Raw genomic sequence first — 26,279 nt, forward strand, 5'->3', positions numbered from 1 at the left:
CCCCTACGGCAGGACGAAGTTGGGGCACATGCGGCGCTCGTCACGCGAGGGCGCGGATCGCCTCGATGGTCCGGTCCACGCTGAGCGTCCCGTTCGCGCAGTCGCGCAGCAGGGCCGTCACCCGTGCGTCCTGGTAGGCGCGCAAAGGCGTGGGTGGGGCCTCGGGCGCCGCGGCTCGGGCGATGTCGTCACGGGTCAGTAGGTAGTCCGCCAGGGCGGCACAGGAACGGTGCTGGAAGATGACGTCCGGCTTGATCGGGACGCCGAGGACCGTCCCCGCCCGGCGGGCCAGGCGCACGTAGATGATGGAGTTCAGGCCGAGCTGCCGGAACGACGCGTCCTCGTCGAAGCCCAGCGCGTCGTCGCCGATCTCCGGCTGGAGGATCTCGCGCTTGATCCGCTCGATCAGGTCCCGGCGTGGGTCGGGCGCGGGCTCCTGCGCACTGGTGATCCGGTCGATGAGTGAGGTGAGTACCTTCGATTCGCCCAGCTCCGTGAAAGCCGACACGCCCGCGTCCCGCAGATACCTGATGCAGTCGGTCCAGCGGACGGGCTGGGCGATCTGCTCGGCGAGCAATGCGCGGACTTCCTGCGCGTCGGAACCGAACGGCCGACCGGTCACGTTGGAGATGACCGGTGTGCGCAGTGCGCCCATGTCGACGGAGGCCAGCACTTCGCGGAAGCGTGCGGCCGCCGGGGCCATCTCCGGCGCGTGGAAGGGGCCGCTGACGCGGACCGGGACGAAGCCTCGGACGCCCTCCACCTTCTCGAAGACCGGCCTGATCCGCGCCAGTTCCTCGCGGCTGCCGGAGAGCACGAACTGCTCGGGTGCGTTGTAGTTGGCGATGACGACGCCGGTGGCCTCGTGCCGCTTCAGGGTCTCCTCGATGATCTGCTCGGAGACGCCGACGACTGCGGCCATCGCACCGCCGCTGACGTGGCTCATCAGTTCTGCGCGGCGTTGCACCAGCGTCAGGCCGGTCTCAAAGTCGAAGGCGCCCGCCGCGAACAGTGCGCTGTACTCGCCGAGGCTGTGGCCCGCGAAGAAGTCCGCGGGCGGCAGGTCCTCCTGCGCCGCAGCCCAGTGCAGCGCGTTGACGACGTAGATCGCGGGCTGCGCGTACGCGGTCTCGGACAGCCGTCGCTCCGGGTTCTCCAGACAGAGCTCTTCGACCGAGTATCCGAGCACCAGGTCGGCGCGGCGACGGAGGTCGGGGAACCGTCCGAACAGGCTCCGTCCCATCCCCTTCTTCTGGGTGCCCTGCCCCGGAAACACGTAGCAGCGCATCAGATCCGCCCGTCCCCGGGGCCGAGTCCGGCCCGCGACGTCGGCCACTCGGGCAGCTCTACGATCCGGACCACGGCGCACGTCCAGGTGAAGCCGGCGCCGACGCCGAGCAGCATGCAGAGGTCACCGACGTCTACGGCGCGCTCCTCCACGAGGTGGCCGAGTCCGGCGATCTGGTCGCCCGCACCGAGGTGGCCGACGGTGCGACCCCAGGACCAGGTCGTGAGATCGAGGTCGATGTCGAGTGCGGCGAGCACCTCGCGCTGCAGCACGATGCGTCCGAAGTGCGGAACGACGAACCGGGCGACTTCGCTCAGGCGGATGCCCGCGTCGTGCAGGGCTCGCTTGACGCAGTCGCCGAGGCCGGCCCGGAATCGGCGGGTGAACTCGTCGAGTTCCACGTCTCCCAGGTACTGCAGTTTGCGCAGACGCAGGTCGATGGGGAGCGTGGGGTCGTGGTGCGGCGTGAAGGGCGCGTCGCCGCGATGCAGGCGCTCAAGGGTGGGATCCGACACCGTGGAGGTGCTCAGCACCTGCGCGAACCCGGACCTCTTGCTGAGCACCATCGCCGACGCGCCGTCGCCGGGGACGATGCCGATGTCGCTGTTCCAGCGGTCGATCGCGGGCGGACTGACCTTGTCGGCTGTGGTCACCAGCGCCGCCACGTCGCCGGTGGCCGTGAGGGAGCGCGCCGCGATGTCCAACGCGGTCATGCAGCCGTTGGAAGCGTTCTTGATCTCGAAGGCGAGCGCCGAGTGGTCCCCGAGTACTTCGCGGTGGATGTAGGAAGCGGTCGGGTAGAGCTCAAGGCCCTGGAAGTACACGCACGCGTGCAGCAGCAGCGCGACGTCCTCCGCCCGGTGGCCCGACCTCTCCAGGGCCTCTCTGGCAGCGGCCACCGCCATTTCGGGCGGAGCTTCGTCCGTGGCCTCGCAGACCGATTCGAGCTGCGTGTCCTCGGCGTCCTGGGCGTCGAACCGGCCGTCGGCGACGGCTTGTTCGACCTTGGTCGCCGGGGGCAGGTAGGTGGCGATACCCGCGATGAACAGGGCTTCTGTCTTCACTTCTCGTTCCCTCTCAGGGGGGTGGCATCGTGGAGCAGGAGCCCGACGATGGCGTCGGCGGTCGGGTAGTCGAACACCAGGGTGGCGGGCAGCGTGACGTTCAGCCGCTTGGCGAGGCGCTTGCGCAACTCGACCATGGTGAGCGAGTCGATCCCGAGGGAACGCAGCGCTCTGTCGGCCGGCACGCTGTCGGGTCCGGGCAGGCCGAGCACGCCGGCGACCTCGCTGCGGACGAGGTCCAGCAGCAGAGCCGGGCGTTCGGCTGCGGAGGCGTCCGCCATCCGCGTATCGAACGACTGTGCTGTCTCGGGGGCTTCGGCTCGGCGTCCCTCCGTTGTGCGCCGCACCAAGCCGCGCAGCAAGGGAGGTGCTGGTGCGTCGCCGAGCGCGTGGCGCAACGAGGCCAGTTCCAGCCGTACGGGCATCAGCTGGGTCTCGGGCCGCGCCAGTGCGACGTCCAGGGCGTGCAGGCCCTCGGCCAGGGTCAGGGCACCGATCCCCTGACGCCGCAGCCGTCCCAGCTCCGCCTTGCCGAGGTGGGCGGTCATGCCCACTCCGGCCTGTTCCCAGAGCCCGAAAGCGAGGCTGAGTCCGGCCAGACCCCGCTTGCGTCGGTTCGCCGCCAGGGCGTCGAGCGTCGCGTTCGCCGCGGCGTACCCGCTCTGTCCTGCGGTGCCCAGCGTTCCGGCCGCCGAGGAGAAGAGGACGAACGCAGCCAGGTCCAGCCGCTCGGTCAACTCGTCCAGCAGGCGAGCGCCCTGGACCTTGGGCGCCATCACCCGGTGCAGCCGCTCTGCGGTAAAGCCCTGCACCAGGCCGTCGTCGAGCACGCCCGCGAGGTGGAACACGGCCGTGAGGGGGTGGCGCGGGTGGATCCCCTCCAGTACCGCGGCCACTGCGGCCCGGTCCGCGACGTCGCCCGCGACCAGGTCCACTCGCTCGGCGCCCGCGGCTTCGAGCTCCCGCACGAACGAGGCGGCTTCGGGGGCGTTGCCACCGCGCCGCGACAGCAGTACGAGCCGCCGCGCTCCGTGCGCGCGGACCAGGTGCGCGGCGAGCGCGCTGCCGAGCTCGCCGAGACCGCCGGTGATCAGCACCGTGCCGTCCGGGTCGAGGCGGCGCGGCAAGGTCAACACGGTCTTGTGCGCGGCGTTCTGCTGCGCGTGGCGCAGTGCATACGGCGCGTCGCGTACGTCGAAGGCGGTGAACGTCCCCTTGTCCTGCGGCGCACCGTGAGGGGAAGGCTCAGCGGCCGCCTGCGCGAAGGTGAGGTGCGCGGGCATCGGCCTGAGGGCGGCACCGTCCACGCTGATCTGATCGCCGAGCGCGCCTGCCGCACTGCCCGTGACCCGGTCGCCCGCGTGCAGGGAGGTGACGCCGCTGCCGACCTCCATGACAGTCCCCGCGAACTCCAGGACCTGTGTGCGCTCCGGGCTCATCGCGGCGGCGCGCACCCTGACGCGGACGTCCTGCGGCCCGACCGGCTCCGGCGCGCCCTCGTCGTGCGTGGCGGTGATGACATCCAGCTGATCGTCTTCCCGCCGATGCACGTGCCAGCCGCCTTCGTCCGGCAGGACGAGCGCGTCGACCTCGCCGACGGTCGGCCTTGCCCGTGGCACGAGGGCGGTCTCGCCGCGCAGCACGCACTCCGGCTCGCCGCCGGTCTCGATCACGCGCGCCAGGAGCCGGAGGTCCGGGGTGCCGGGACCGAGGTCGATCAGGCGCAGGAAGCGCTCGGGTTGTTCCGTGCGGGCCGTGCGCACCATGCCCCACACCGAGGCATGGACCCAGTTCCCCACCTGATCGGCGGGGCTCGACGACACCGCGTCACGGGTGATCCAGATGAGTTCCGCGTCCTGGAGCCGGGCATCGCCGAGGCACACCTGAAGCGTCCGCAGCGCTTCTGCGGCGCTGCGTTCCGCGTCGTACGACGGGGCGGACGCGCCGTCAGCCAGCGCGAACAGCAGTCGCCGAGGCGCATCCGCCCGGTCGTCGAGCCGCTTCACGAGGGCGTCCAGGTCGGGTACGACGTCGGCGCCGAGCCCCGCACCCAACTCCGCGTCACCGACCACGAGAGTGCCCGCAGGGCCGGAGGTTTCGACCACGGGGTCCACGACGTCGAAGCCCACCCGGTAGAGGTGCTCGGTGGACGGGTGTCCGCGACGCCTGCCGTGCTGGAAGGTGAGCCCGCCGATCCGGGCCACCAGATGGCCCTCCGGGTCGGCCAGGCATACGGTGGCCGCCGCGAGGCCCCCGCCCCCGCCCGGCTCGAACGACACTCGCACGGTCAGCTGTCGGCCTGCGGCACGGTACAGCTCGACGTCCGACCAGATGAACGGGACGAGCGGCCCGGGAGCCGCACCCGCCTCCATCAGACCGGCGACGACGACCTGCAGTGCCGCGTCGAACAGTGACGGATGCAAGCCGTGGTCGGCCGGATCCAGTGCGGCCGAAAGGGAGACCCGCGCGTGGTAGACGCCGTCGCGGCAGGCGAGTTCGCGCAGTCCTCGGAAAGCGGGGCCGTAGTCGAGCCCGTTGGCGAGGGCTCGTCCGTAGAAGGCTTCGACGTCGAGGACCCGGGCATCGGGCACCGGCCAGTTCCCCATGTCCGGCGGCGGCAACGTGGCGTCGACGCACGCGCGGGTCACGCACTCTCCCGTCGCGTGCCGCTGCCAGCTCAGCGGCCCATCCGTGTCCTCGGGGGCCTCGGGATCCTCAGGCTGGCTGTAGAACGCGAAGGGGCGCCGTCCGTGCGTGTCCGGATCGCCGACGGTGGCCTGGATCCGCAGCGTACGGCCCGGCAGGAGGACGACCGGCTCCAGCAGCGTCAGGTCTGCCACAGCGTCGGCACCTGCCGTCCGGGCGGCGAACAGCGCGGCGTCGAGCAAGCCCGCGCCCGGCACGTAGACCTGCCCCTGGACGACGTGATCGGCCAGCCACGGGCTCTCGTCGAGCGACAACCGGCCCGTGAACAGGTGACCGCCGCCGCCGGCGAGAGTCGTGATCGCATCGAACCACGGGTGACCGTCCGCGGACCGGCCCGCCGTCACCGAGACGGGCCCGGCCGGAACCCCGCCGAGCCAGAAGCGTTGGCGTTGGAACGCGTACGTCGGGATGTCGGCCTTTCCAACGCCACGGGACCCGAGGACCCGCTCCCAGTCCAGAGGGAAGCCCCGCTCGAACAACGTGGCGGCCGCTCGCCAGAGCCCGTCCACCCCGCCCGAGGCACCTTCGGAGGGCGGGCCGACCTCGACGAACACGCCGAAGCCCGCGCCGCGCAGCCGCTCCCGTGCGTGGTCGAGCCCCAGGGGCTCCGGCAGGTCGCGGAACCAGTAGTCGCCGCCGAGTTCCTGGCCCGGCACGACCTCGCCCGTCCGGCCCGAGTAAAAGGGGACCGAGGTCCGGGCAGGGACAATCCCTGACATCGCACCGCCGACCGCGTCCCCCGAGCGCGCGCGAGCGCGAAGGGCGACGACGCGGGCGCCGTCCTCCAAGCTCAACGCCCCGCTCACCACCGCGGCGGCGACCTCGCCCTGCACGTCGCCCACCACCGCCGTCGGCTCCACACCCCAACTGCGCCACAGCGCCGCACGTCCGAGGTGTGTCGCGAACAGCGTGCACGGCAGCACATCCACGCCGGTCACGTCCTCCTCGCCGCGCAACACCTTCAGCACGGACCAGCCGGTCAACGGCGAGAGGACCGCGTCGCACTCCGCCACGGTGTCGCGGAACACCGCGCTCTGCTCCAGCAGTTCCCCGCTCGTCCCTGACGGCTGCGCGTCCTGACCGCCGAAGACGAAGGCGGTCTTCCCCCGCGCGGTGCCGGAGCCGGAGCCGGGCTCGACCGCCCGCAGGGCTTCGGCAGCATCCAGGGCGTCGCCCGCGAAGACCACGGCGCGCGCGTCGAAGTGCGTACGGCCGACGGCGGAGGTGTGGGCGATGTCCCGCATCGACGCGGAGGGCCGCGCGTCGAGCCACTCGGCCCAGTGCTGGGCCTGCGCACGCAGGGCGGCCGGGTCGGTGCCCGAGATCACCAAGGGGTGGACGAGATCGTCGCCGGGCCGGTCCGCGACGACGGCCGCCGGTGCTTCTTCGATGATGACGTGTGTGTTCGTGCCACTGATACCGAACGAGCTGATGCCGGCACGGCGCACCCGCCGTGTCCGTGGCCACTGCCTCGGCTGCCGCAGGAGCTCCAGTTCGCCGCCGGTCCAGTCGATCCGGGTGTTCGGCTTGTCCACGTGGAGAGTGCGGGGCAGCAACTCGTGCTGGAGCGCCATCACCATCTTGATGACGCCGATGACGCCGGAGGCCGCCTGAGCGTGGCCGATGTTGGACTTGGCCGATCCCAGCCGCAAGGGTCGTACGCGGCCCGAGAACACTGCGGCAAGGGCACCGGCCTCGATGGGATCGCCGAGCACGGTGCCGGTGGCGTGCGCCTCGACGGCGTCGATGTCGGCCGGGGCCAGTCCGCCGTCGGCCAACGCACTGCGCAGCACGCGCTGCTGCGCGAGGCCGTTCGGCGCCGTGAGCCCCTGACTGCGGCCGTCCTGGTTCATGGCGGTGCCCCGTACGACGGCCAGTACCCGGTCACCGTCACGCCTCGCGTCCGAGAGCCGCTTGAGCACGAGGACGCCGCAGCCTTCCGCCCAGCTCGTCCCGTCGGCGTCGTCGGCGAAGCTCTTGCAGCGGCCGTCGGCCGCGAGCCCGTTGAGGCGACTGAACTCGACGAAGATCTGCGGGGTGCTCATCACGGTCACTCCGCCCGCGAGCGCCAGGTCGCATTCGCCGCTGCGCAGTGCCTCGCACGCCAGGCGCAAGGCCACGAGCGAGGAACTGCACGCGGTGTCGATGGTGAGCGCAGGGCCGGACAGGCCGAGGAGGTAGGACACACGCCCGGAGATCAGGCTCGACCCGTTGCCAGTGATCTTGTAGCCGTCGCTGCTTTCGACGTCCCAGCGCCCGGCGACGTCGTAGTCCGAACTCATCGCGCCGAGGTAGACACCCGTGGTGCTGCCGTCGAGGGACGCAGTGCGCAGATTGGCCCGTTCGAGTGCCTCCCACACGACTTCCAGGACGAGCCGCTGCTGCGGGTCCAGGGACAGCGCCTCACGCGGGCTGAGCCCGAAGAACGCCGCGTCGAAGTCCTCGACGTCGCGTACGAAGCCGCCCTTGCGCTCGAAGCGCCTGCCGGTGGCGGCGCGCTCCGCGTCCTCCAGCGTGCTGAGGTCCCAGCCGTCCCAGCGCTGTGGGAACGGGGAGGAGGCTTCGCGGCCGTCGACGAGCAGTTCCCAGAACGCTTCGGGCGTGTCGATTCCGTCCGGGAGACGGCAGGCCATGGACACGATCACGACAGGGTCGTCATCGTCGGGCCGCCCGGGCGGTGCCGCGACGACGGTCGCGACTTCCGGGGTCTCGTGCCGCGCGTCGGCGTGCGTCAGCAGCAGTGCCGCGATCGCTTGCGGTGTGGGGTAGTCGAAGGCGAGAACGGTGGGCAGCGCGACCCGTGTCCGTGCGCTGAGCCGGTTGCGCAGCTCGATCACCAGGAGGGAGTCACAACCCTGTTCGCGCAGCGTCGTGTCGGGGCGCACGTCTTCCGCCGACCGGCCGAGCAAGGCCGCGGCCTCCTCCGTGACGAGTGCGACCATGGAGCCCAGACGCTCGGCTTCCGGCAGCGCCATCACGTCCTCGCGCCACGAAGCACTGGTGACGACCGGGAGCGCGTCGTCGTGTTCGTCCAGCCAGTAACCGCGGTGTTCGAACGCGTACGTCGGAAGGTCCGTCCTGCGTGCACCAGAAGCCGAGAACACCCGCTTCCACGGGATCGGGACCCCGTGGACGTGCAGCTCTGCCAGCGCCCGCAGCGCCTGTTCGATCCCGCCGTGCTCGCGGCGCAGGCTGCCCACCACGACGGCCGACCCGTCGGCCTCGGTTCCCTGTGCCAGGGCTATCTGGAGCACCGGATGCGGACTCACCTCGACGAAGATCCCGAACCCGTCCGCTCGCAGGCGCTCCAGCGCACGGTCGAAGCGCACCGGCTCGCGCAGGTTGCGGCACCAGTAGTCCGCGCCGAGCTCCGGCCCGGCGGCCCGCTGCCCCGTCACGCTCGAATAGAAGGCGATCCCCGCATCCACGGGGGCCAGGCCCGTGAGCTGCTCGCGCAGCGCGGGCAGCAGCGCATCCATGTGCGGGCTGTGCGACGCGTAGTCCACGTCCACGCGCTGGCAGTACGCACCGGTGGCCTCCATCCGCGCGAGAAGGCGGTCCACCGCCTCGACGTCCCCGGCCACCACGGTCGACCGCGCGGTGTTCACCACCGCGACGGACAGCGCCTCGCCGTAGGCCGCCAGCTCCTCGACGACTTCGCCGACCGGGCGCTCCACGAGGCCCATCGCTCCGTCCGGCGCATGCTCGTGCACGGCCCGGGCGCGCAACGCCACGATGCGAGCGCCGTCCGCCAGGCTCAACGCCCCGCTGACGACCGCCGCAGCGACCTCACCCTGACTGTGGCCGACGACGGCCTCGGGCTCGACGCCCCAGGCGCGCCACATCGCGGCGAGACCGACGTACATCGCGAACAACGCCGGCTGCACCACGTCCGTGCGCGTGAAGGACGGCGCGAGACCGTCCTGTCCACGCACCGTCGCGGCGACCGAGAACCCGGTGTGCGGGGCGAGGGCTTCGTCGCAGGCTGTCACGGCCTCGCGGAACGCGTCGTTCTGCTCCCACAGCGACTGGCCCATCCCCCACCACTGGGCGCCCTGGCCGGGGAAGACGAAAGCGACCCGACCGCGCCCGGCAGCCGCGCCCGTCACCACCGCGCCGTGGCTCTCGTCCGCAGCGAGCGCCCGCAGACCGGCCACCGCCTCGCCCGCCGTCCCGGCGATCACCACACCGCGCGCGGTGTGCTGCGTACGGGTCGTCGCCAGCGAGTAGGCGACGTCGGACAGCCTCGTCCCGGGCGACTGCCCGAGGTGGCTCGCCAGCCGTGCGGCGTTGCGCGCCAACGCGTACGGGCCCGTGCCGGACACCGCCAGGCAGACGGGACCGCCCGCATCCGGCAGGGCCTGTACCGGCGCGCCCTCGGGCGCCTCGCCGAGGGCGACATGCGCGTTGGTGCCGCCGTAGCCGAAGCTGCTCACTCCCGCGAACCGCGGGCCGGTCGGCCACGCGGCGGCCTCCGTCACCACTTCCAGACCTTCGGCGGGGAAGTCGATGCGCGGGTTCGGCGTGCGGAAGTGCAGGCTCGGCGGGATGGTGCCGTGGTGCACCGCGAGCGCGGTTTTGATGAGCCCGAGCACACCGGCCGCCGGTTCGAGATGGCCGAAGTTCGTCTTCGCCGAGCCGATGCGCAGCGGCGCGGGGCGGTCGGGCCCGAACACGGTGCCGAGCGCTCCCGCCTCCGTCACGTCGCCCAGGGGTGTGCCCGTGCCGTGCGCCTCGACGTACGCCACCTCACACGGCGCGATTCCGGCGTTCTCCCACGCCGACCGCAGCACCTCCGCCTGCGCCTCGTGGCTGGGGGCGGTCAGTCCGTCTGTCGCGCCGTCGTTGTTGACGGCGCTGCCGTGTACCAGCGCGTAGACGCGGTCGCCGTCGGCGAGCGCGTCGGACAGTCGCCGCAGCACGACGACGGCGCAGCCCTCGCCTCGGGCGTAGCCGTCGCCGTCACCGTCGAAGGCCCGGCACAGGCCGGCAGGGCTCTGCGTGCCGAGCTTCGTCATGGCCACCGAGGTGTTCGGGTGCAGCATCAGGTTGACACCACCGGCAAGGGCGAAGTCCGACTCGCCGGAGCGCAGGCTCTGCACGGCGAGGTGCACCGCGACCAAAGAGGAACTCGACGCGGTCGCCACGGCCATCGCGGGACCGCGCAGCCCCAGCGCGTAGGCGATGCGGGACGGGATCACCGAGTTGTCCCAGCCGATGGCCGAATGGGCGTGGATCGCCTCGGCGGCACCGTGCGTGAACAGCGGGTACTCCTGCCACATCGCGCCCAGGAAGACGCCGGTGCGCGTGCCCGCGAGACTCGCGGTGGAACGGCGCGCGTCCTCGACGGCGGCACACGCCACCTCCAGGGCGATTCGCTGCTGCGGGTCCATCTGCCGTGCCTCGGCCGGTGGGATGCCGAAGTGCTCCGCGTCGAATCCCGTGACGTCGTCGAGGAATCCACCTCGACGGTTCGCCGCCCGGCCGGACGCCTCCGCGTCGGCCCACGCGGTGGCGTTCCACCGGTCGGCCGGCACCTCACGCACCGCGTCGACGCCCTGGAGCAGAGCCTGCCAGAGGGCGGTCGGGTCCTCGATCTGTGCCGGCAGTCGGCAACCGATGCCGACGATCGCTATCGGCTCGTGGCGGCCGTACGTCCGGGCGGCGGTCTGGTCAGCCACGGGAAGCTCCGATCTCGTCGGACGCGTAGAGCGCCCGGCAGGTCTCTTCGATCGCGGCGAGTGGCCCCGCGTCGTTCAGAATCGTCATGTGGTTCGCGGCGTCGATCTCCACCAGGCGAAGGCCCGGCAGCTCGCGCCTCCAGTCCTGCTGGTAATTCACGTGATCGAGGGAGAAGGTCTCGCCGACGACCTGGAAGTAGGGTTCGATTTCGCCCAGGAAGAGCCCGCGCCGGTTACGGAAGTAGGTGCACACCACCGCTTCCGGCCGGGGCAGGGGCCTGATGGTGTGCTCGCCGAGCCGGTAGGCGAGCTGGATCGCCATGTTGCGCTGGATGAACCGTGCGATCTGGGCAGGTCGCATGGCGAACCCGCGCCCGGCCGCCAACTCCGCGAGCCGCCGTACGAACGCGTCCTCGTCCAGGTCCTCCGCGACCTCGTCCCGGTGGACGAGACGCGCGCGCAGGACCGCCGGGTCCTTCTCGCCCGCCGGCCAGAGCAGGGAGTTGACGACCTGCAGAGCCGCGCTCTGCGCCGACTGGAACCCGTTCGCGTTCGACTTCGCCAGGCCGGTCTCGTCCGGTGAGTCCACCATCGTCAGCGAGGCCACGTCCTGGCCCTGCGCCTGGAGCCGCCGGGTCACCTCATAGGCGACGATGCCGCCGAGGCAGAATCCGCCGACGTCGTACGGCCCCTCGGGCTGCACCGAGCGGATGACCTCGGTGTAGTACTCGGCCATGGCCGTGATGCCCTCGATCGGCGCGTCCTCGGTCAGCAGGCCACGGGCCTGGATGCCGTAGAACGGGCGGTCGATCTGCTCGGCGATCGTACGGTAGGACTCGACGCCGGCGAGGGCGCCGTGGATCCAGAACACCGGCCTGCCCCCGGTCGCGCCGTTGAGGTGCACCAGCTCCGGGGCCGACGCACGCGTTGAGCGGACCGTTGCCTCGGACAGCCTTGCGACCACGTCGTCCAACGTGTCGTGCGGCTGCCACCAGTCAGGCTGGAAACCCGGAAACTCATTGCGGATCCGGCCCAGCATCGCGACCAGAAGCAGGGAGTTGAGACCGTAGTCGGCGAGTGACCTCGTGCCGTCGATCTCGTGGCGCGACAGGCCGAGCACCGAGGCGACGAGGTCGGCGACGAAGGCTTCGCCGTCCGGAGGACCGTCGACCGGGTGCGAGGCGACCGGGTGCGCGGCGACTGGGTGGGAGGCGGCTGTGTGCGAGGTCCGATCCGACTGCGGCGCCTGCTCGGCGAAGCACGTCACCCGTGCGAAGGGATACCCGGGCAGTGCGATCCGCCTGCGTCGAGCGCCGCGATGCAGCAGGTCCCAGTCCGTGAACGTGCCCGTGGCCCAGCGTTCTGCCACGTGGTCGAGCTGCGGCGGCATCCCGTCGTCCTCGGCACCGGCAGCAGGTTCGACGCCGTCGGCGAACGCCACGTGGACGAGCGTGTCCGGGTCGCCGTCGAGCCAACCGCCCAGGATGCGGGCGGCGTCGTCGGTGCTCCGCGCCACGAACGCCAGTCGGCAGCTCATCGCTTCCCGGCCGACCTGCAACGTGTACGCGATGTCCGCCCAGGAGCGCGAATCCGCTTCGACGAGCCGGTGAATCAGCCGGCGCGCCCGTTCGCGCAGAGCGTCGACGCTCCGCGCCGAGAGCACGAGGACCTGCGCACCCGGGGCGTCGTCCCCGTCGTCCCTGGTCGCGGAGGCGATGTGCTGCTCCAACACCACATGCGCGTTCACGCCGCCGATCCCGAAGCTGTGCATGCTCGCACGGCGTGGCAGGAGCCGACCGGCGTCGTCGGTGCGCTCGGGCCACGGCAGGTTCTGCGTGGCGACGCGCAGCCGCGTCCCCTTGAGGGAGATGTCGCGGTGCAGCCGCCCGAAGCCCGGGAGCGCCGGGATCACGCCGTGGCGCATCGCCTGCGCGGTCTTTATCAGCGCGGCCAGTCCGGAGACGACCTCCGTGTGCCCGATACACGGCTTCACGTTGCCCAGATACGTCACGTCCTCGCTGCCGTCCTCGCCGCGGAGTCCGGCGCCGAGCGCCGACAGCTCCGCGCTGTCCGCCAGAAGCGAGCTCATGCCGTGGGTCTCGACGTAGTCCACGGCGCCCGGATCGATCCCGGCGTCGGCGTAGGCGTGCGCGACGGCTGCCTTCATGCCCCTGATGTTCGGTGCCGTGAAAGACACACCCCGGCCACCGTGGGCCACGCCGGTGCCGCGCACGACGCAGTAGACGAAGTCCCCGTCCGCCACGGCCCGACTCAGTGGTTTGACCAGTACGGCGGCGACGCCCTCGCTGCGCGCCGTGCCGTCGGCGTCCTGCTGAAACGGCCGGACGTCGCCGTGCGGGCTGAGCATCCCCGCGGCCCGCATCCCGACGAACCCCGCGGGCGACATCACCAGGTTCACCCCGCCGACGAGCGCCTGCTCGCACTCGCCGTCGCGGATCGCCCTGATCGCCCGGTGCAGGGCCACGAACGAGGACGAGCACGTGGTGTCGTACTGCTCGCTGGGGCCGTTGAGGTCAAGCAGGTACGAGATCCGGTTGGGCACCATCGCGGGCGACGGCAGGCTCATCAGGTCCATGGCCGAGGGCTGGTACTCGCTCTGCGTCGTGGCGACGAACACGCCCGTCGGCCGGTTCCGCAGCTCGGCCGGCCGGTAGCCCGCGTCCTCGACGGCGTTCCACGACGTCATCAACAGCAGGCGCAGCTCCGGCGTCACCTGGCGCGCCTCGGTCACCGACATGCGGAAGAAGAGCGGATCGAACTCATGCACGCCATCGAGGAACCCGCCCCGCAGCGCGGCCGCCTCGTCGCCGAAGCAGGCCCAGTCCGCACGCTCTTCCGGCGGCGCGGTGATGCACCGTCTGCCCTGCTCGACGATCCGCCAGAACGCGTCGACGTCGTCGGCCCCGGGGAAGCGTGCGGACATGCCGACGATCGCCATGCCGTCGAGGGTGGCCTCGTCGGGCTCAGGCTGAGGCTGAACCGGATCGGGGGCCCGGCCCGGCGGCGCGTGCTGGGGCGGCAGGGCGTCCCGCAGGTCCTCGGCGTACTCGGAGACGATGAACTCGCCGAGCTCGGCCAGGGTGTCGTGCTCGAACAGCACGGTGATGTCGAGGTCGATGCCGAGCATCCCGCCGAGGGTCCGGGCCACGTTCACAGCGAAGATCGAATCGAGCCCGTAGTTCGAGAAGGGCTCGCCCTGCCCGATCCGCGTCCGAGGGATCTGCAACGCCTCTGCCAGCACATCGAGCGCGACTGTCTCGATGTGGGCGCGCAGATGGTCTGCGGGTTCGCTCCCGGCACTGTGATCGGCCACGGTCCGTGCCGGACTCTCGCGCACCGGCACCGGCACCGGCACCGGCACCGCGTGGGGCGCGGACGGGCGCGGTACGGCCGGTGCCTGCCGTATGACGCCGTCGCTCTCGGCCACGATGATCTGCTGTCCCAGATCCTCGGCATCCTGCGCGGGCAGAGCGATCGCCCGGAATCCCTCCTGCGTCAGGACACGCCGCCAGTGCGCCGTGGAGAGCAGCGGGCTGCCCTGGATGCGCAGGTGCGGGTCCTCGTAGCGCCACCAACCGTCGAGGAGGCCGAACGAGAACTGGCTGAGCAGGTTGTTCGCGGTCAGCTCGTTCAGGACCAGCAGTCCGCCGGGCTCAAGAAGCGCCTTGGCGTTGCGCAGGGTCCGGCGGATGTCCGATGTGGCATGCAGGACGTTGGCGGCGACCACGACGTCGTACCCGCCGAGGGGGAAGCCCTGATCCGCCACCGGGCGCTCGATGTCCAGGATCTCGCAGGCCAGCCAGGGATTCTCCGCACCGAACGAACGCTCCGCGTGGTTGAGGAAGACCCTTGATATGTCGGTGTAGCAGTACTCGCGCACGTCCAGCTGCGCGGACCGCAGCGCATCCAGGACGACGGCGCTCGTGGCACCCGTGCCGGCGCCGATCTCCAGGATCCGCGCGCCATCCGCCGTCCGGGCTCGTGCCCGCCGCCGCAGCCGCGCCACCAGGTCGGCGGCCAGCACCTGGTTGAAGAACGCTGACGCCGGGTTGGTCGCGTAGGCGTTCTGCACCAGCTCCAGCGATCCCCCGGGGAACATGACGTCGGTGGCCGGTCGCCGTCCGCTGAGAATGTCGGGGAAGGCACGCAAGGTGGTCTCCACCAGCAGGTGGGTGGCCGCGAGGTCGGGATTGTCCTGCCACGCGGGCTTTTCCGTCTCCCACTCGCGCCACAGCTGCTCCAGCGGCCGATCTCGCGGGGCGTCGTCGAGCAGGATCCTGCCGTCCCGCCGTTCGATGTAGCCGACCGCCTCGAAGACGCGCAGGCACTCGTCGAACCAGGCGCCGTACCCCGGTGCGAGGGCTGCCGACTCCCGTGCGGCCTGCGGAGTCTGCCCGGATGCACGGAACGCGCCGAGCGTGCGCAGATGGGACCAGAGAAAGTCGAGCAGCAGCTGCTTCATCATCAGTTCCTTCGTGGGCCGCGATCAGATCGTGAGTGCGGTCAGCTGCGCGGTGCGGGCGCGCAGCCGCTCCAGCTCCAGTTCGCCGCCCGGCACGGCCGCCCGGTCCTGGACGTCGGCGGGCCCGGCGACCGGCGGCACGGCCGTGGGGAGGACGAGTTCGTCGTCGCCCAGCACGATGCCCCGGTTGTTGAGCGCGGGGCTGAACTTCATCAACGTCAGCCTGCTGACCGGTCCTGCGCACAGTCGCTCGATCGCCGCCGCCAGCTCGTCCGGCTGGATGAGCGGCGCCTGTGCTCCGACCACCGCGTTCCGCTCGCCCTCGGTGGGTGCGTTGTTGAAGCAGTAGCCCAGGTTCAGCACCTTGCCGTCCGTGCCGTAGTGGCGTTGCACCGTCAGTGCGAAGGAATCGAGGAACGTGCAGGCGGCCGCGTAGTTCGCCTGCTTGATGGCCTTGAGGTAGGAGTTGATCGAGGACAGGAACAAGGCGAAATCGAGCGAGTCACCGCCGAACACCTGCATGCACCGGACGCTCGCGTCGACCTTTCCGCGCAGTACGTCCTCGAACTGCGCCTCGCTCATCCTGGCCAGGCTCGCCCCCGAGAACACGAGGCCCGAGTGGATGACGCCGTGCACCGTCCCGAACCGCCGTACGATCTCGTCCTTCGCCGTACGCAGCGACGCAGGGTCGGTGGCGTCGCACCGCAGGTACAGCGGCGCGGGCCCGTCCGCGCCGGCCGCCTGCGCGACGGCGGCTTCGACTCGCGCGTCCTGCGGCCTGCGCCCGAGCCACACCACCTGGGCCTTGTACCGGCGAATCAGGTACTCGCTGATGGCCGTGCCGAGGGCGCCCGCCCCGCCGACGATGACGTACGTGCCGCCCTGCCGCAGCCGGGACGACGTCGGCGAGGCCGGCTGAACAGTCATCAGCCGCTGCCCGTGCCACCGGCCGTCGCGGTGGATACGCAGGTTGCCGTCCGGGTCCGCGGCCAGGTCGAGCACCGCGGCGAGAGAGGGCGCGTCGTAGTCCTCGAGGTCCGCCACCCGCACCCGCCAGTTCGGGTACTCCTTCGCGGTCGACCCCGCCAGACCGGCGACACCGGCGTGCGCCGGGTCGACGGCCTCGGCCTCATGGACGGCGTGCGCCCGCTCAGTGATCAGGGTCAGGCCCAGTGAGCGTTCGCCGTACCCTGCGGCCAGAAGCGCTTTCACCGTACGGAAGGCGTGCAGCGAACCGCTGGACTGGGCCTCGACGACGCTCGCACCAGACCGGTCGTCCACGGCACGGGGCGCCACCCAGATCAGATGGTCGAGTTCCGGAACCGACCGGACGGACTTCTCCAGGCTGTCGTACGTACTCTGCGTCGGGTCCGCCGTACCCTGCGTCGGGTCCGCGATCACGTGCGCTCCTGGATAGCGCGCGATGAGCACGTCCCGCGCCTGCCCTGGGGGCGCGACAATGCCCACGGATGCGGAACGCTGCGGCCACGTCGCCGATTCCGTCCGTTGAAGGGCATCCCACACCGGCAGCAGTGTGACGGCGTCGTCCTCCGGGTCCGGCGTCTGCTCGGCTCGACGGCCCGCGATGCCTCGCAGGCGCAGGCACACCGTGCCGTCGTCGGCCGCGAGGTCGATGTTGATCCGGTCCGCGCCGCGCGCGTCCTCGGCACGGCGTATCAGGGCCCACATCGTGGCCGTGCCGGGGGAGAGGACTTCGACCGACTTGATGGAGAACACCAACCCGACCTGATCGTCGCCGTCGAGCAATCGCATGCACTGCATCGCCGAGTCCACCAGCACCGGGTGCGGGGCCAGGCCGTCCGTGGTTCCTGTCGCCGCGCCGGGCAGCCGCAGTTCGGCGAGCACCGCGTCGTCGTTCCGATGCACCGCCACGACCCCCTGGAACGTGGGGCCGTAGGCGATACCGCGATCCCGCCACTCGGCGTAGAACCGCGAGGAGTCGAACCCGGTGGAGGGGAAGTCCCGAAGCAGCGCGGGCAGATCGAGTGCCCGCGCAGCCGTCGGCTCCACCCCGGACACCTCACCTTGACAGTGGAGAACGGGCTCGTCCCCGGGGGACTCCGTGGAGGACACGCTGAACCGGGTGACGTCGCCGTCCGCGCGAAGTGCCACCCGCAGTGCGCGCGGCACGCCCGCGACCGCGAGGGGTCGCAGGAAGACGACGTCGTCCAGGCGGACCGCGTCGCTCGCGGTCCGCCTCGCCGCTGCGGCGGCCCACCGCAGATACATGGCCCCCGGGACGATCGCGGTTCCCTGTACCTGGTGGTCACGCAGATAGAACTCGTCCCCGGTGAGGAGGTCCCCCTCGCGCTGCGGCCCGTCGTCTGCCACCGCGCGGGTCGGCAGCGCGTAGCGTTCCCGCTCGTAGGGATAGACCGGCAGCGGAACGCGGCGGTAGCGGCTGTCGCGGAACAACGCGGCGAAATCCGGTGCCTCACCGTCAAGGAACTGCTCGGCGAGCGCCTGCAGCCTGGAGTCAGCGCTCTGCGCCGGGTCATCCTGCCCGGAAAGCCAGGCAGTGCACTGGTTCTCCAGTTCTGCGATGTCCCGGACCACCCGCGCCCATCGGTGCCGCAGGTGCCTGCGGCCGAGCAGAAGTGTGTGGCTCACGTCGCCGACTTCGAGGTCCGGGTGCTCGCGGCAGTGGCGCGCGAGCAGGGCCACCTGTTCGCGCAAGGCGTGCTCCGTCGCCGCGGACAGCGCGATCAGCCGGGCCTCGCCCTGCCTGCTCCGTGGCGGCGCGGGCGGCTTCGACGCCTGCTCGATGACGGCGTGGGCGTTGGTTCCGCTCGCGCCCAGCGACGTGACTGCGGCGCGCCGCTTGCCGCCTTCCGGCACGTCCCACCGCTGCGGCTCCGTGTGCACGAAGAACGGGCTGCCGGACAACGCGACACTGGAGTTCGTCTCCGTGTGGTGGGGCAGACCGGGGATCACCTCGTGCCTCATCGCCAGGAGTGTCTTGATGACGCCGATCACGCCGGCCGCGGCCTGCGCATGGCCGATGGACGCCTTCGTCGAGCCGAGCGAGCAGAACCGCTCGGCGTCCGTGAAGCCACGGAACGCGCGATCGAGCGCCCGGAATTCCACCGGGTCGCCGAGCTTGGTTCCGGTGCCGTGTGCCTCGACCAGCCCGATCCCCTCGGGGTCGATGTCGAAGTCCTGATAGATCTGCCGGATCAGCCGTTCCTGCGAGGTCCCGTTCGGCGCGGCGATCCCGTTCGTCGTGCCGTTGTGGTTGATCCCGATTCCACGGATCACGCCGTGGATGTGGTCGCCGTCCGCCTCGGCGTCCGAGAGCCGTTTGAGGACCAGGGCACCGACTCCCTCGGCAGGCACGAATCCGTCGGCCGCCTGGTCGAACGCACGGCACCGGCCAGTCGGGGAGAGCATCCCGGCCCGCGTCGCCGCCAGATACAGCCGAGGCGAGTTCTGGACGTAGACCCCGCCCGCGATGGCCGTGGTCACCTCGCCCGCCCACAGTGCCTGACACGCCAGGTAGAGGGAGACCAGCGAGCTGGAGCAGGCGGTGTCGACCGCGAGCGCCGGCCCGTGCAGGTCCAGGTAGTACGCGATGCGGGACGGCACGAGGGAGTTCATGTTGCCCCACAGCGCCTGGCCCGGGTAGTCGGCTGGCCCCGTCATGTCCAGGTAGTCGCCTGCGGCGCAGCCCACGTAGATACCGCACCGGTCGCGGTCGAGCGACTCGCCCGCGTGGCCCGCGTCCTCCAGCGCCCGCCACGCTTCCTGGAGGAACAGCCGCTGCTGCGGCTCCATGTAGACGGCCTCCGCGCCGGAGATCCCGAAGAAGAGCGGGTCGAACTCGTCGACGCCGTCCAGGAGACCGCCGTCCACGCAGTCGATGCCCAGCGACGCGAGGTCCCAACGGGACACCTTCGCGACGGCGTCCCGGCCGGAGGCCAACAGGTCCCAGAACGTGTCGACATCCCGGGCACCCGGGAACCGGCCGCTCATGCCGACGATCGCGACGGGCTCCCGGCCACCGCCCGACGGCTCGGTCGGCTCCGATGGCTCGGTGGGCTCGGATGGCACGGTCGGCTCCGACGGCATGGTGGGCTCGGACCGCTCGGGTACCGAGGCCACGATGGCGGCGCCCTCCTCGTCGAGGATGAAACGCGTCAGCCGCCTGATCGACGGGTTCTCGAACAGCACGCTCGGATCGAGGTCAATGCTCAGCGACTCGTTGAGCCGGTTCACCAGGGAGACGCCGGTGAGCGAGTCCAGCCCGTAGTCGGCGAAGGGCTTGTCGGCCGCGAGCTCGTCCGCGGTCAGCCTCAGCGTTTCGGCGAGGATCCGCTCGACGGTCGTGCGGACGTGCTTCTCGGTCGAACCGGCCGGGGCAGGCTGCGAACCGGACACGGCAGGCCGCGGATCCCGGCGCGGGACGGGCGAGCCGGCACGCGCCAGCACCACCTGCTGGCCCAGGTCCCGGGCGGGCTCCGCCAGCAGTTCCACCGTGTCGAACCCGCACTCCCGCAACACCGCGCGCCACGAGTCCGAGGACAGCGCCGGTCCCCCCTCGATACGCCTTCCGTCCGTGGGCCGCCACCACCCTTCGAGGAGCCCGAACGTCAGGTGCGACCACCAGTCGTTCCGGGCGAGCTCGTTGAGTACGAGGACTCCGCCGGGCCGCAGCAGTGCTCTGGCATGACGGACCGCCTGCACGATGTCCTGGGTGGCGTGCAGGACGTTGTTGGCGATGACGATGTCATAGCCGCCCACGGCAAGTCCCTGCGCGCCGGGCTCCCGCTCCACGTCGAAGGTCGTGAAGGACACGTACGGCACGTGACCGGCGAACCGCCGCTCCGCGTCGATCAGGAACGCCTTCGAAAGGTCCGTATAGCAGTACTCGGCGAGGTCGCGGCCCGCCAGTTGCGCGAAGACGCGCTCGCTGGTGCTGCCGGTGCCCGCTCCGATCTCCAGCAGCCGGATCCCGTCGTGGTGGCGGGCGTCCACCTCCGCGCGCACCGCGCCGGCCGTCACGTCGTTGAAGTAGTCGGCTGTCGCGTTCCCCCGGTACGCCGGTTCGACCAGCTCGAACGAGCCGCCCGGGAACATGACCGCCGTGGCCTTCGTCCGCCCGGAAAGGATCGCGGGCAGGGCATCGATCATGCGCTCCGTCAGACCGGTCTTGGCCGCCAGCTCCGGATCCCCGGCATGGGCGTCCTTCCACGCACGCCAGGTGCGCCACGCCTGTTCGAGACCTGGCGCACTCTTCCTGGGCGCCACGCATGCGCCCTCACGCACGAGTTCTCCGTGGCTCAGCAGCACGGCGACCGTATGGTCGAGCCACTGGGCGAAGGACGGCGCGACCCCTTGCCCGATGAGGTCGCGACGAACGGGCGCGTGGAAGAGTCCTGCCGCCACGAGCTGTGCGAGCACGAGCGGGCGCGAGAGACTGTCCATCTCGTCCGTGGCGGATGCCCGCCCGGACAGGAACGTTTCGACGTTGTCGGGCCCGGCCGCGGCCACGAGCAACGATGCCGCGTCGAGCGGCTCAGCGGCCCGGGGGGCCGACACCGCCTCGGCAGTCGGCCAGAACCGTTTCGCAGCAAACGGATACGTCGGCAGACTCACCCGCACCGGCGGGTTCGCACCGTAGTGGGCGTGCCACTCGACGTCGACGCCGTTGACCCACAGGGGCGCGATCTTGTCCCACTCCCCGCGTTCGAGCCACCCGGTGGTCAGGTCCCGCAGTTCCCCGGGGCGGTCGAACAGGCCGAGGAGCGTGTCCTCGGGCCGTCGGGCCGAACCTTCGAACACCGTTCCGCGCGCCCCGCGCTCGACGTACTCCTGAAGGGTCGCGATCAGTCCGTCGACGTCGTTCGCGACGAAGACCGCTCGTTCGGTCATCGCCCGCCGCCCGACCTGCAGCGTGTACGCGAGCGACGCCAGATCGCCGTGCGCGTCCCGGTACCCCGGCAGGAACTCCAGAAGCTGCCGGGCGAGAACGCCGAGCCGCTCCCCGTCACGGGCCGAGAGGACCACCGCCTGGGGTCCGGGGCGTCCGGCGGCGCGCGCACCGGTCGGCGCCTGTTCCAGTACTGCGTGCGCGTTGGTGCCGCCGATCCCGAAGGAGCTCAGGCCCGCCCGCGCGGGCTGGTCGCCGTCCAGGGGCAGATTCCGGTCGGCCACGAAGAACGGCGACTCGTCCCACGCGATCTCCGAGCTCGGCAGGTCGCAGTGCAGGGTCCGCGGAACCTCGCCGTGCTGCAGCGCCAGGGCCACCTTGATGAGGCCGGCGATCCCCGCGGCCGCGTCCAGGTGGCCGATGTTGCTCTTGACCGAGCCGATGCCGCAGTACTGGCTGCGTGCCGTGTAGGGCCGGTACGCCTCGGTCAGAGCCGCGACCTCGATGGGATCGCCGAGCCTCGTGCCCGTGCCGTGCGCTTCGACGTAGCTGATCGTCGACGGGTCCACGCCCGCCTTGTCCAGCGCCTTGCGGATCACCTCGGTCTGGCCGCGCACACCGGGCGCGTAGAACCCTGCTTTCTCACCGCCGTCGTTGTTCACCGCGACGCCGCGGATCAGGCAGTAGATGTGATCGCCAGCGGCTATCGCCTCCCTGGCGCGCTTGAGGACGACCACACCGACACCTTCACCGCCGGACATGCCGTCGGCACCGTCGGCGAACGCGCGGCTGCGCCCGTCGCTGGAGAAGTTCAGGCCCGGCTGGTGTACGTATCCCAGGTCCCCTGCGGAGAACAGGCTGGCCGCGCCGACGATCGCCTGGTCGGCGTCGCCTGTCAGGAGTCCCTGACAGGCGACGTGCACCGCGCTCAGCGCCGAGGAGCAGTTGGTGCTCACCGCCATGCTGGGGCCGTGCAGGCCCAGCTTCGTGGAGATCATCGTGGGCACGGTGCCGCCTTGCGCGAACAGCCATGCGGCGTAGGTCTCGGAGCTCTCCAGGACGCGCGGGCCCGACGCGTTCGCCATCAGAGCCGGGAGCAGGGCCTGGTAGAAGTTCGTGCTCGTGGACGTGGTGACGCTGGTCTCGGGAACGTCCTCCGGGCGGTAACCGGCATCCTCCAACGCCTGCCACGCGTGCTGCAGCAGCAAGCGCGCCTGTGGGTCCATGAACTCGGCGTCGCGGGGGGAGATGTCGAAGAACGCCGCGTCGAACTCCGCCCTGCCGTCCACGACCGACCGCTGCGGCACGTATCCGGGTCGGGTGATCAGCTCTTCCGGCACTCCGAGCGCGCGCAGCTCCTCGACCGACCATGACGTGCCGCCGCTGCGTCCTTCCACGAGCGCGGACCAGAATGCGCGGTGGTCCATGGCGCCCGGGAACCGGCAGGACATGCCGATCACCGCGATCGCATCATCGAGCCAGGTGCCGTCGGCTGCCGGAGTGGCACGGTGCGGCTCACGAGGCTGTTCACGGGGCTGTTCACGGGGCTGCTCGGGCTCGACCGGCTGCGCCGCAGGTGCCTGCCGGGCGGGCAGCAGCTCCGTCAGGTGCCGGGCCATCGCCGCGACGGACGGATGCGCGAAGAGGCTGGTGGGTCGCAGGGAGCAGCCGAACTCGCGGTTGATCACCTCCACCGTTTCGATGGCCGCGAACGAGTCTCCGCCGATGTCGAAGAAGCCCGCGGCACGATCGACGTCCCGCGAGCCGAGCACCTCTTCGAAGATTCCGCGTACGGTCCGCTCGATGTCGAGCGCGGCCACAGGGCTTTCGGCTGCCGGGAGCGGTACCGTCGGGGCGGCCTCGGCCAGTTTCGCCCGGTCGACCTTGCCGTGCGGCGTGAGCGGGAAGGAGTCCAGGGCCACGAATGCGGCGGGCACCATGTAGGCGGGGAGGGTCTTGGCGAGATCCGCGCGCAGCAGTGCGGCGTCGACCGGCGCGTCTCCGTTTCGGGTGACATAGGCCGTGAGCCTGTCTGACAGGCCGACGTGCGTGAGCAGGACGACGCTTCGGCCGATCTCCTGGCGGGCGTTGAGCACTGACTCGATCTCGCCGAGTTCGATGCGATGGCCACGCAGTTTGACCTGGTTGTCCCTCCGGCCCAGGACGACGATCTCGCCGTTCGGCAGTCGGCGTGCGAGGTCGCCGGTCCGGTAGAGACGTCCGGGTGCGAACGGGTTGTCCAGGAAGCGCTCGGCCGTCAACTCCGGCTTCCGGTGGTAGCCCAGCGCGACTCCGTCGCCCGCGATGTGCAGCTCGCCGGTGACGCCGACCGGCAGGGGACTCATGTTCTGGTCGAGTACGTAGAGCTGGGTGTTCGCGATGGGGCTGCCGATGGTCACCGGCTCCTCACGGCGCAGCCGTTTCGCCGAGGACCAGATGGTCGTCTCCGTGGGCCCGTACAGGTTCCAGGCTTCGCCGCGTGCGACGAGTTGGTCCTTCAGGCCGTCGGGCAACGTTTCGCCGCCACACAGCACCTTGACGCGCTCGGTGTTCTGCCACCCGACGCGCACCAGCATGGCCCAGGTCGCCGGAGTGGCCTGCATGATGGTGGGCCGCCAGGCGGCGATCTTCTCGGCCAGCAAGGTGGCATCGGCGGCCGTGGCCGCTTCGCAGATGCAGACCTGCCCGCCGGTGACCAGCGGAAGGTAGAGCTCCAAGGCGGCGATGTCGAAGCTGTGCGTGGTGAGGGCCAACAGCCGGTCGTTGGAGGTCACCTCCAGCGTGCGTGCCATGGCCAGCAGGAAATTGGTCAGCGCCGCGTGCGGGACGACGACGCCCTTGGGCTTCCCCGTGCTGCCCGAGGTGTAGATGACGTAGGCGGCCGGAGATGCCGAGGCCCGCGAGCCCGGCGCATCGGCGGCCGTCTCCCCGGCCGCTGCCCCCGCCTGGGTGACCTGATCATCCTGGCGGTCTGTCGGGTACAGCCTCGCCTTCGGCAACCCCACCCCGGCCAGCCTGTCCATCGTCGCCCCATGGCAGATGACGAGTTGCGCGCCGCTGTCCTGGACCATGGAGGAGAGGCGTTCGGCAGGCAGCCGACCGTCCAGGGGCAGGTACACCGCGCCGAGCTTCATGACGGCGAGGAGGGCCTCGACGAGGTCGAGCGACCGTTCGTAGCAGACTCCTACGACGTCCCCCGGGCCGACGCCTTGACGCCGCAGCGTCTGCGCCAACGCCGCGCTGCGGTCCGCGAGTTCGCGATACGTGAGAGTCCGCTCCCCGCAGGTGACCGCGGGGGCACCCGGGTTCGCATCCGCCTGCTCCGCGAAGAGGTCCCAGCACGTTCGATGCGCGGGAAAGTCGACCTCGGTGCGGTTCCACGCCTCGATGACGAGGCGCCGTTCCTCGTCGCCGAGCAGGTTCAGCCTGCCCAGCGGCGACCGCCCGTCCGAGTCGAGGATGCCGTCCACCAGGGTGGCGAAGTGTTCTGCCATGCCCGCGACGGCGTCGGCCGAGTAGGCGTCGGGGTGGTACTTCCAGTTCACCAGGAACCCGTCACCGGGAGCCACGTCCACGGTGAGGTCGTACTCGCCCAGTTGGTACAGCCCGTCGACGAGTTCGAACTCCGTCTCGCCAGTGGCGCGGGCCCGCTCGCCCAGGTAACCGGAGAGAGCGGAATCCTGATAGTTGTACACGATCTGATAAAGCGGCGACCGCGGATTCACCCCCCGGGCGCCGAGGTCGCCCACGATCCGGTGGAACGGGTAGGCACCGTGCTCAAGTACTTCGAGCACCGTGGACTGTACGCGCCGGGCGAACGACGTGAACTCCTCGGAGGCGTTCGGCCTGTTCCGGACGGGCAGCGTGTTGACGAAGCAGCCGACGATCGGGTCGAAGCGCTCCGCCGGGCGCCCGGCCACCGGCATCCCGATGACGAGGTCCTCGCTTCCGGTGTACCGGTGCAGCAACGTCAGGAAGGCCGCCAGGAAGAAGATCCCCGGGCTGATCTCATGCGAGGCGGTGAAGGCCGCGACGGCGGCGGCCCGGTCTTCCGTCAGCCGGCTGGTGTACACCTCGCCCACGTGGGGCGCGTCCGGTGGCAGAGCCGTCTGTGAGGGTAAACCTGTGAGGACTGCCGCGCCGGTGAGCTCCCGCACCCAGAACTCGCGGTCCTTCTCGGCGCGCTCGCCGGTGAGTACGTCCCGCTCCCACTCGACGAACTCACCGAATGAGGCGGAGCCCACCTCGATCGGCACGTCCCGCCCCTCGACCCGTGCCCGGTACGAACGGAGAAGCGTGTCGATGACGAGACGCCCCGACACCCCGTCGATCACGAGGTGATGAAAGACCAGCAGAACGTACGCCTCGGACGCGGAGCGACGCAGGACAGCCAGCCTGGTCAAAGGATCCCCGGCCAGGTCGAACGGTTGCCGCGCCCTCTCCTTCAGGAAGTCCAGCACTCGGTCGGACGGCACATCGGAGATGTCCACGTGCTCGACGAAGAAACCGTCCGCATCTCTGTGGGACAGACGCGGCCCGTCATCCGTCTCGCGCACCGTGGCCGAGAGAAGCGGATGCCGGAAAAGCGTGTCGCGGAACGCGGCCTGAAGCGCCGCAGTGTCCACGTCCGCAGACGATAAGCACACGGGAACGTTGTACGCGTACGTCTCCGGTTCCATCTTGGCCAGTGCCCACAAGCCGCGTTGCCCCTCGGACAGCGGGATCTCCACCCGTCTGCTGAGTTCGGCCAGTACCTCCGTCGTCGACATCTCGCCGTCGGCGTACATGCGGGTGAGCGCGCGAAGGCTCATGACGGACTCCGTCCTGCCACGCCACCGGGGCGTGGCGCTACGTCAGAAGATCGCGGGCGAACGCAAGGACTCTGCCCGAGCCCGTACGGAGCGGGCTTCCAGGTGGCGGGGACCAAGGGGTGATACGAGTTCGTCGCACAGCACTTCGACGAGGTCGTAGGACCAGCTGTGGCAGGCACGGGTGCCCTCGCGGGTCGAGCCGAAGCTGGCGCGGCACACCAGCCCGCCGTCGACGAGCCCCGAGATGCCGATCGAACGCGACATCTCGGCCGGGCGTTTGAGACCTGCGCGCGGCAGAGCGAACAGGAGGCGCCCACGGATGCGGCCGTCGGTGTCATGACAAGCAGTATGACCCG

At 70.8% G+C, this 26,279-nt stretch carries 6 protein-coding genes; all 6 read right to left on the bottom strand.

Annotated features, from left to right (window positions below; genetic code table 11):
- Positions 1–40 precede the first annotated feature (40 nt).
- From fabD to OG897_RS29500, 6 genes are read right to left on the bottom strand one after another with little or no spacing between them, the layout of a single operon-like run.
- A complete protein-coding gene (fabD, locus tag OG897_RS29475; protein ID WP_323188114.1) occupies positions 41–1,288 on the bottom strand; it encodes an ACP S-malonyltransferase in 1,248 nt (415 codons plus the stop codon).
- A complete protein-coding gene (locus OG897_RS29480; RefSeq protein ID WP_266661463.1) occupies positions 1,288–2,352 on the bottom strand; it encodes a ketoacyl-ACP synthase III family protein in 1,065 nt (354 codons plus the stop codon). The genes fabD and OG897_RS29480 overlap by 1 nt, the downstream gene beginning before the upstream one ends.
- Complete coding sequence (locus OG897_RS29485) at positions 2,349–10,739, bottom strand: type I polyketide synthase (protein ID WP_266661465.1); 8,391 nt, start codon at positions 10,737–10,739, stop codon at positions 2,349–2,351. Before OG897_RS29485 ends, OG897_RS29480 begins: the two co-directional genes overlap by 4 nt.
- Positions 10,732–15,222: a beta-ketoacyl synthase N-terminal-like domain-containing protein gene (locus OG897_RS29490; protein ID WP_266662493.1), complete on the bottom strand. Its 4,491-nt coding sequence runs from the start codon at positions 15,220–15,222 to the stop codon at positions 10,732–10,734. The genes OG897_RS29485 and OG897_RS29490 overlap by 8 nt, the downstream gene beginning before the upstream one ends.
- A gap of 24 nt (positions 15,223–15,246) precedes the next feature.
- Entirely contained in the window at positions 15,247–25,923 is a 10,677-nt protein-coding gene (locus OG897_RS29495; protein WP_266661467.1) for a non-ribosomal peptide synthetase, read from the bottom strand.
- Between the two features lie 42 nt (positions 25,924–25,965).
- Positions 25,966–26,187: a hypothetical protein gene (locus OG897_RS29500; protein ID WP_266661469.1), complete on the bottom strand. Its 222-nt coding sequence runs from the start codon at positions 26,185–26,187 to the stop codon at positions 25,966–25,968.
- Positions 26,188–26,279: the final 92 nt, after the last annotated feature.

The sequence above is a fragment of the Streptomyces sp. NBC_00237 genome, from assembly GCF_026342435.1.
Lineage (GTDB): Bacteria > Actinomycetota > Actinomycetes > Streptomycetales > Streptomycetaceae > Streptomyces.

Bases quoted from the DNA above. Each gene is read 5' to 3' on its own strand.
- OG897_RS29500 (WP_266661469.1), bottom strand. From the start codon at position 26,187: ATGTCGCGTTCGATCGGCATCTCGGGGCTCGTCGACGGCGGGCTGGTG.
- OG897_RS29490 (WP_266662493.1), bottom strand. From the start codon at position 15,222: ATGAAGCAGCTGCTGCTCGACTTTCTCTGGTCCCATCTGCGCACGCTC.
- fabD (WP_323188114.1), bottom strand. From the start codon at position 1,288: ATGCGCTGCTACGTGTTTCCGGGGCAGGGCACCCAGAAGAAGGGGATG.
- OG897_RS29495 (WP_266661467.1), bottom strand. From the start codon at position 25,923: ATGAGCCTTCGCGCGCTCACCCGCATGTACGCCGACGGCGAGATGTCG.